Here is an 8,317-nt window from a genome sequence, read left to right on the forward strand (position 1 = left end):
AGCCACAAACTCGCCTTTTTCAATCTCAAGGTCAAGCCCTTCCAAAACCTTAACCTCAATTTCCCCCGTTTTATATGACTTATGGACGTTTTTAAGTTTCACCATTGCAAAGCCTTTTTGTTATAATTAAACAATTCTAACATAAACCCAATCTAAACAAGGACAAAAATGAAAAAATTTTTAATATTTATATCCGCCCTTTTTATAATCACTGGATGTACACAGGAGCAGCAAAACAAAATAGGAAGATCCATTCAAAACATAACCGGTGTTAACGGCGTTGTGGACATATACAGCGGCGGAAAGCTCGTTATGAGGTTTTTAAAAGTGGACAAACTGACTACGGCACACGGCACGGATGACAACAAACCGCGCCCTTACAGGTTCGCATACGGATATCTTGACAAAAATTTCAATTACAAAGTGGACCCGGATGAAAAGAAAAAACTCTATTTTGAAGTGACAAACTACGAAACCTACGTATTTTACGAAAATCCGGTGCAATGAAACGGATAATTTACATTCACGGATTCGGAAGCTGCGGACTTGGCAACAAAAGCAGAGCCATTAAAAACCATTTCGATATAAAAACATTAACACCCGACTTGCCCCCTTCTCCAAAAAATACACTTAATCTTCTTGCCGGTTTAATAACACCCCGTACAATTTTAATAGGAAGTTCGCTCGGCGGTTATTATGCCATATACCTTGCTGAAAAATTCTCACTTAAAGCCGTTTTGATAAACCCGTCGCTCAAACCCTATAAAACACTGAGAGATTACACCGGAACACAATACAGGTTTTGCGACAATAAAGCGTTCGAATGGAAAAAAGAGTATTTAAAAGAACTGAAAAAATATAAAATCAAACCGAAAAAGGGGAAATACCTTGTTCTTCTGCAAAGCGGCGACGAAGTTCTAAATTACAAAAAAACACTGAAAAAATTTAAAAACCGCTCCAATGCCAAAGTTATAGTCGAACAAGGCGGAAATCACAGATTTGAGAATATTAGCGATTATCTGTGTATGATCGAAAATTTCATAAACGCCTAACCCTTTTTTTGTCTTTCCTTACAAATTTTGAAAGAAACCTGCAGTATTCGCTGTAACAGACATTTAACCTCTCTTCAACATTATGGGTGTTTTCATATTGTAGTCTTAAATAGTCGTATCCGTTATACCTATACCACAAAATGCCGCTGTAAAAAAACTTTTTTTTGTTTAAAAACTCCGTTATTTCATTAATTTCTCTCGTATGCAAATTGATATCGGCATATACCATCTCCCCTTTTAGCTTTGCTTTTGTAAAAAAAGTTTTAAATCTTTTTTCAAAGTTTTTTACCTTTCCGTCAATTATTATTCCGGAAATTTTCAAAAGTCTGTTTTCCCACAATTCCAAAGAGTTTTTAATAACCCTGATATCGGTTTTCACAAGCTTAAAGCCCGCTTTTTTGTATCTTTCAATAATTAGTTTTTTGTATATTTCCGGTGCAAAAACCGCCCTTTTGCCGGTTTTGAATATTTTAAAACTTACAAGGGTTCCCGAGCGTTTTTCAAATTTTATATCTTTTTGTGCAACCCATGACGCCACTTCCCCGAGCTGCAGGGCGCTTTCCACCATTCCCTGTTTTAAATTAGCTTTTTGTGAAAACGGATGAAACATAATAGCCTCCCCGTATACCGCGTAAAGTCCCAAATTTTTAGCTCTTTTAATCAGATAATCAAACATTTTGTTCATAAGCCCCCTGCCTTTAAAATCCGGGTGAACGACAACGGCGCTAATTTCCCCATTATATACATCGTTTTTAGTAAGCAAAAACTGTCCGACAACCTTTCCTTCAACTTCGGCCACCACCGGATAATATTTTTTACTTTCACTCATTTTCACCCATGTGTCGGGGTCGTAAAAACTTTTTTTATAATAGGTGTAATCATAATTCGCCTTGAAAAGTTCCACAATATCGGAGGCGTCCCGAGGCTCAATATCCCTGATAACTGCGTCTATTTCCTCTTTTATGACGAAAAAAGGTGAAGATATGCCCGTATGTCCTTTCATTTGTATTCCTTAACGATATTTGCAAAAATTTTCGCCCCTATTATCAGACTCTCTTCGTCTATATCGAATCTTGGATGATGCTGAGGATAACAGGTCGATTTTGATTCATTACAGCATCCGAGCCTGAAAAAGGCGCCTTTTACAACTTTCAGGTAATTTGCAAAATCCTCCCCTCCCATTACAGGAAGCTTTAAATCAACCGGTTTTGCTACCTTTTTAGCAGCTCTAACAACCAAATCAACAATTCTGTCATGATTGATAAGCTCGGGATTTCCAAAATAGTATTTAAAATTGTATTTAGCGCCCATTGCCCTGCGTATTCCAGCAGTCGCCTCTTCCATCATCTCTTTTATACCCTGCCTTACGGCATCGTTAAGTGTTCTTACCGTTCCGCTGAGTTTTACGTGATCACATATAATGTTAGCCGCCTTTCCCCCTTCAATCGTTCCGAACGATATTACCGCGGGATGGAGAGGGTCTATTCTTCTGCTGACAATGTGATTTACGGAATCCACAACCATCGACGCGGTAAGTATAGCATCTACCCCTTCGTGCGGTCTCGCCCCGTGAGCGCTTTTTCCGAATATTTCAATTTCAAAGCTGTCGGCACTTGCCATCATTTCCCCGTATTTGTAACCTATTTCGCCGGTTTGAAGGTAGGGATACATATGAAGCCCGAAAATCGCATCAACATTATCCAAAACACCGTCGTTTATCAAATCCTCGCTCCCGCCCTCCATAACCTCTTCTTTGTGCTGGAAAATCCCCCTGATATTGACAGGCAGTTTGTTTTTGTGTCTCTGGCATGCGATTAAAAAACCGGTTAAAATAGCCGTATGTCCGTCATGCCCGCATGCGTGCATAATTCCTTTTTTTCTCGAAGCGTACGGAATGTGATTTTCTTCCGTAATAGGCAGCGCGTCCATATCGGCCCTGAAAGCAACCGTCGGAAGTTTTGCATCGACCCTTAAATCCACAACCATTCCCGCATAACCATTAAAAGTCCGGATATCCTTTATCCCTTCACTTTCCAAAATCCCCTTCACGTAATCACGGGTGAGATACTCTTCACCGGAGAGATCCGGATACATATGGATATGACGTCTTATTTCTATGATTTTATCTTTCAAATTTTCAATTTCGGATATAATTTTTTTCATAATAACCCCTTAAAGGAAATATATGCTTGAAGAAAAACTGAAATGGAACGAAAAATACAAAACCCTGACTTCCAAACCTCCAAGTGAACTACTTAAATTTATCCCTGTTGCCAAAAAAGATAAAAAAGCGCTTGATTTGGCAGGCGGACTCGGAAGAAACTCAGTCGAACTTTTCAACAAAGGTTACGACGTTACCCTTATAGACATAAGCGACGTTGCAATTTCCAAAATCAATCATCCCAAAATCAAAAAAATAAACCTTGACCTTGATACTTATATTATACCACAAAATGAGTTTGATGTAATCATAATGATTAAATATTTCAATTTAGAAACACTCAAGCAAATACCAAAAGCACTGAAAAAGCACGGGTTTTTTATATTTGAAACAATTTCCAAATATCCCATAGGCAACGAAGAGTTTTTTGAAATTTTCAAAGATTTTGAAATTATATATTTCACCCAAAAACCTTTCAGGTTTGTCGGAAAGAAAAATAACGATGTCTGAATTACAATTTTTCCCATTCGTTATAATATAATTCCAAAAATCATAAAGGATTAAAATGAACGTTATAGATCTTTTTAAAAAACTTCTGAGTTTTAAATCCGTAACGCCTGATGACGACGGCGGTATGGAATTTATAAAAGAGTATTTAAACTGTTTTAAAATAATAGAAAGTGAAAAAGAAGGGGTTAAAAATCTTTTTATTTATAAAAAATTCGGCGAGGGGGATCATTTATGCTTCGGAGGACACATTGACGTTGTGCCTCCGGGTGAGGGATGGGAGAGCGATCCGTTTACACCAACGGAAAAAGACGGATTCATATACGCAAGGGGAGCCCAAGATATGAAAAGCGGGCTTGCCGCATTCCTGTGGGCTATGAAAAACGCTAAAAATTTCAAAGGAACCTTAAGCGCACTTATTACGAGCGACGAAGAGGGAGATGCGGTATGGGGGACAAAATACATACTTGAAATTTTAAAAGAAAAAAACCTGATTCCCGATTATGCAATAGTGGCCGAGCCTACATGCGAAAAAGTTTTCGGGGATGCGATTAAAATCGGAAGACGGGGCTCAATCAACGGTGTGCTTAAAAAAATAGGCCTCCAGGGACATGCGGCATACCCTGAAAAATCGATTAACCCGATACACAAAGTCGCTCAGGTACTGCATAAAATAGCGGGTGTGGATTTAGACAATGGTGACGAGTTTTTTGCACCGAGCAAATTTGTGGTAACGGACATAAGAGCCGGAATGGAAGTTACAAACGTAACGCCGGGTGAGCTTAAAATGATGTTTAACGTAAGAAACAACACACATACCGACAAGAAAAAAATAGAAGAGTTTATACACCGCTATTTTAAAGACATGAACTATACGCTTGAGCTTAAACAAAGCGCCGAACCTTTTATTACCAATCCTGATACAAAGGTGGTAAAAGCTTTGGACAAAGCAATAAAAAAAGAAACGGGCGTTACCCCCAAACACTCAACCGCAGGCGGAACGAGCGATGCAAGGTTTTTTGCAAAATACGGGGTTAAAGTAGTTGAATTCGGTGTAAAAAACGACACCATTCATGCACCGAATGAGCGCACAACGCCTGAAGAGGTTATAAAACTTGCCGATATATTCAAAGACGTAATTGAGGAGTGGAAATAACAAAATGTTATTTTAAGAGAAATTTAATTTTTCAGGTGTTATAATTAAAGAAAAAAGGCGAGGGTTTGAGAAAAGTTTATGAACTTAAAAAAGGTATGCGTATTTTAGCGGATGATGAAATACTTGAATTTGAAGAAATAAGAGGAGATAAGGCCATTTTTTATAACAGCTGGGGTATTGAAATCGAATACCCGGATTATCTTGATATAGACGAAATAGGCGTTTTAGTCACATCTGAAAATGTAAAAGAGAGGCACTCCCTCTCAACGCCTTCTTTATTTTAATTCCACTTTTACAATTTCACCGAATTTAAGCCCGTCTCCTACAAGCTCCGCTTTATAACTCGTTACATACCGGGTGTCGGGGACATTCCAGATTTTATATATTTTAAAGTTGCTTTTTTTGCCGTTTATGTAAACTTTTTTATTTTTTACACCGTCGATTTCATCAATCGGTATATAAATATCAAGCTTTTGTTTCGATGTGTCATAAACGTCTGCTATCAACATCCCCGGTGCCACATAATCGCCCCTGTTTACATAAATTTTATAAACATAACCGCTTACTTTAATATTTTTCTTTGAAACAGTGTCTTTTAATTTTTCAATATTCGCTTCCGTGGAATTCAGCTGGGAGAGTAATGTCAAAAGTTGATTTTTTGCGGCTGTATAGTCGTAAAATTTCATATCTTTTTCGCTTTGTGATTTCGTTTTTAAATTTTTGTACTTTTCATAAATATCCTTTTTTCTTTTTACAATTGCCCGCTGATTTTTTATCTCTTCATTTAAAATCTTCACCTGTGCTTGCAGGTTTTTCAAATCTATAAGGTTTTGTCTGTCGTCTATTTTTACAATTTCCCTGTTTTTAACGTTTTTAGCCTCAAGATCTTTAAATGCTTTTACAACCTCCCCTCCGACGGAAGATTTGATTTTATATATTTCAAACGGTTCCACTTTTGCCTCGTATGCAAATAAAAAAACCATACTTAACGTAAAAATTATAATTTTTTTCATCTTACTCCTTTATTTTCATTTTATCGATTACCGTTTAACCCGCTTAACACAACTTAAAAAACTACACCGCTTCGGCTATTTTTTCATACTCTTCACTTTCACCTTTTATAAACGCCTGAACAATCGGGTTTTGTGAGTTTTTAAATTTATCAACGCTTCCGTATTCTATTATAACCCCGTTATACAGCATTGCTACATAATCGGCACTTTTGAATGTTTCTTTCAGATCATGTGAAATAACAACGCTTGTCATTTTATAATCCCTTGTGAGGTGTTCTATCATTTTTGTTATTTTATCGCTTATAATCGGATCAAGCCCGCTTGTGGGCTCGTCATATAATACATATTTAGGTTTGAGTATTATAGCCCTTGCCGTCGCCGCCCTTTTTCTCATACCGCCGCTCAGTTCATGAGGGAAAAGTTTAGCCACCCTTTTTGCATCGAGTCCGACCATTTCGAGCGTCTCGTAAACTCTTTTTTCAATCTCTTTTTTTGAAAGTTTCGTATGTTCCCTTAACGGAAAAGATACGTTTTCAAATATGTTCATACTGTCAAAAAGCGCGCCTTCCTGAAAAGTAAAACCTATTTTTTTTCTTATTTCATAAAGGGTTTTTATATCGGCTTTCCCGACATCGACACCGTCTACCAGCACTTCGCCGGCCGTGGGTTTAAGCAGCCCCACAATATGTTTGATTATCGTGGATTTCCCCTGTCCCGAAAGTCCTAAAATATAAGTGACTTTATGATCCTCTATTTTTAAATTAACATCTTTTAACACAACTTTTTTGCCGAAGACTTTTTTTAAATGCCTGATTTCTATCATCCGAAACCTTATTAATAATTTTAACCATTTTATCAAAATTATGGTATAATATATAAGGATTTATACAAAATTCTTGTGAAGAAAAAATTAATAATCTTCACAAAGGGAAAAAATGGAGGTAAACGCCTATTATCCTTTAACATATCTGCCGAGTGTTTTTAATACCGCACCGGTGACTTTTAATCCCGAATATATAAACAATTTGATTGCATTAAGAATTACGGATTATTTTTCACCTACGCAGTTTGCGACAAATCCCCTTTTTGCGAATGTAGATACGTTTAATCAGAATGTCGGAATACTACAGACAGCTGTAAATTCACTTGAAAAAATTTTAACCCTTACGGACACTTTGAAAGAAATTAACGATCCGACACAGGAAATAATTGACGAATACACCAAAGAAATAAACGATATTTTGCAAAACACCACTTTTAACAATCTCAACGTTTTTAATCAAACACTGGAAATAAACGGAGAACAGATAAATTTAAACGTTCCGTTATTCGACCCTAACACCCAGACGATAGAGGAATATACAAAACTTATTTCCGAAAAATATGATTCATTATTTAAAATTTTGCAAAACATCAACTTTACGCTGCCTTATGAAACATCATTCAATCCATACAATATTTACTTTCCAACATATACTTCTCAAGTATTTAACTATTCTTCGATAACACCTCAAACCCTTGAATTATTACTTCTATAAACTTAACTTATTTTTTAAACAATTGTAATAAATATGTAATTTTTTAGCTATAATAAATGTTGAAATATCAACGAAGGAGAAGAAAATGAAAAAGCTGTTTGCATTTTTCGTAATTTTAGGTATGTTTTTAACGTCCGCAAGCGCCGATTTGCTTAAAGACGTACAAAACCGCGGTGTTTTAAAAGCCGGTGTCAAATATGACTTTCCGCCGTTCGGGTATGTAAACTCGAAAGGTCAGGTTGTCGGGTTTGACATCGACTTAATCAAATACATTGCAAAAAAATTGGGTGTTAAACCTCAGTTTACACAGGTTACTTCAAAAACAAGAATTCCGATGGTTCAAAGCGGTACTATCGATATAGCGGCCGCAAGTATGACTCACAAGGTTAAAAGAGACTTGCCGATAGACTTTACTATCAGTTACTATTTTGACGGTCAGTCAATTTTGGCAAGAAAAGACTGCAAAGCAAAAAGCTATAAAGATTTCGCAGGTAAAAGAGTCGGTGTCATTCAGGGCGCTACAAGCGGGGACAACTTCAAAAGAGTGTGTCCGAAAGTAAAACTCGTTTATTTTCAGGAATATCCTCAGGCTGTCATGGCTCTTAAAAGAGGGAAAATCGATGCCGTTTCAACAGATTACACATGGTGCGCAACCCAGGCTAAAAATTCTCACGGACAGTTCAAAGTTATAGGTAAACCTTTCACATTCGAACCTTACGGTATGGGTGTAAGGGAAAACGAATCCAACTTCAGAGATGCCGTAAACTTCGCAATTCAGGATGCCGTAAGAGACGGAACTTATCAAAGACTTTACAAAAAATGGTTCGGAACCGAGCCTAACAGACTTCCTGAAGTTTGGCCTAAATAATCATCTCCCCTTTTCGGGGAAA

General features: G+C 37.0%; 11 protein-coding genes. 7 read left to right on the forward strand and 4 right to left on the reverse strand.

Annotation, left to right across the window (positions count from 1 at the left end):
- Positions 1-168: 168 nt before the first annotated feature.
- Together ACXJIE_RS02670 and ACXJIE_RS02675 are read left to right on the forward strand one after the other, a co-directional pair.
- Positions 169-507, forward strand: coding sequence for a membrane lipoprotein lipid attachment site-containing protein (locus ACXJIE_RS02670; RefSeq protein ID WP_456479433.1), 339 nt, complete (start codon positions 169-171; stop codon positions 505-507).
- Positions 504-1,052: a YqiA/YcfP family alpha/beta fold hydrolase gene (locus tag ACXJIE_RS02675; protein ID WP_456479434.1), complete on the forward strand. Its 549-nt coding sequence runs from the start codon at positions 504-506 to the stop codon at positions 1,050-1,052. Before ACXJIE_RS02670 ends, ACXJIE_RS02675 begins: the two co-directional genes overlap by 4 nt.
- Here the strand turns inward: ACXJIE_RS02675 and ACXJIE_RS02680 are convergent.
- On the reverse strand, positions 1,039-2,055 hold the full coding sequence (locus ACXJIE_RS02680; RefSeq protein WP_456479435.1) for a GNAT family N-acetyltransferase: 1,017 nt from the start codon (positions 2,053-2,055) through the stop codon (positions 1,039-1,041). The genes ACXJIE_RS02675 and ACXJIE_RS02680 overlap by 14 nt on opposite strands.
- Complete coding sequence (locus ACXJIE_RS02685) at positions 2,052-3,215, reverse strand: amidohydrolase (protein ID WP_456479436.1); 1,164 nt, start codon at positions 3,213-3,215, stop codon at positions 2,052-2,054. The genes ACXJIE_RS02680 and ACXJIE_RS02685 overlap by 4 nt, the downstream gene beginning before the upstream one ends.
- Positions 3,216-3,237: 22 nt before the next feature.
- Between ACXJIE_RS02685 and ACXJIE_RS02690 the strand changes: the two genes are divergently transcribed.
- From ACXJIE_RS02690 to ACXJIE_RS02700, 3 genes are all read left to right on the forward strand, one after another.
- A complete protein-coding gene (locus tag ACXJIE_RS02690; protein ID WP_456479437.1) occupies positions 3,238-3,723 on the forward strand; it encodes a class I SAM-dependent methyltransferase in 486 nt (161 codons plus the stop codon).
- Positions 3,724-3,778: 55 nt separating this feature from the next.
- Positions 3,779-4,876, forward strand: coding sequence for a succinyl-diaminopimelate desuccinylase (dapE, locus tag ACXJIE_RS02695; RefSeq protein ID WP_456479438.1), 1,098 nt, complete (start codon positions 3,779-3,781; stop codon positions 4,874-4,876).
- A gap of 65 nt (positions 4,877-4,941) precedes the next feature.
- Positions 4,942-5,160, forward strand: coding sequence for a succinyl-diaminopimelate desuccinylase (locus tag ACXJIE_RS02700; protein ID WP_456479439.1), 219 nt, complete (start codon positions 4,942-4,944; stop codon positions 5,158-5,160).
- Here ACXJIE_RS02700 and ACXJIE_RS02705 read toward each other — a convergent pair.
- Positions 5,152-5,889, reverse strand: a complete 738-nt coding sequence (locus ACXJIE_RS02705) for an efflux RND transporter periplasmic adaptor subunit (protein ID WP_456479440.1) — start codon at positions 5,887-5,889, stop codon at positions 5,152-5,154. The two genes, ACXJIE_RS02700 and ACXJIE_RS02705, sit on opposite strands and share 9 nt — an antisense overlap.
- 61 nt (positions 5,890-5,950) lie before the next feature.
- On the reverse strand, positions 5,951-6,712 hold the full coding sequence (locus ACXJIE_RS02710; protein WP_456479441.1) for an ABC transporter ATP-binding protein: 762 nt from the start codon (positions 6,710-6,712) through the stop codon (positions 5,951-5,953).
- A 112-nt stretch (positions 6,713-6,824) separates the two neighbouring features.
- On the opposite strand from ACXJIE_RS02710, the gene ACXJIE_RS02715 reads away from it, so the two are divergent.
- Positions 6,825-7,427 carry a hypothetical protein gene (locus ACXJIE_RS02715; RefSeq protein ID WP_456479442.1) on the forward strand — a complete coding sequence of 201 codons (603 nt, stop codon included), beginning with the start codon at positions 6,825-6,827 and terminating at the stop codon, positions 7,425-7,427.
- A gap of 85 nt (positions 7,428-7,512) precedes the next feature.
- On the forward strand, positions 7,513-8,295 hold the full coding sequence (locus ACXJIE_RS02720) for a transporter substrate-binding domain-containing protein (RefSeq protein WP_456479443.1): 783 nt from the start codon (positions 7,513-7,515) through the stop codon (positions 8,293-8,295).
- Positions 8,296-8,317: the final 22 nt, after the last annotated feature.

It is taken from the genome of Nautilia sp. (assembly GCF_053994455.1).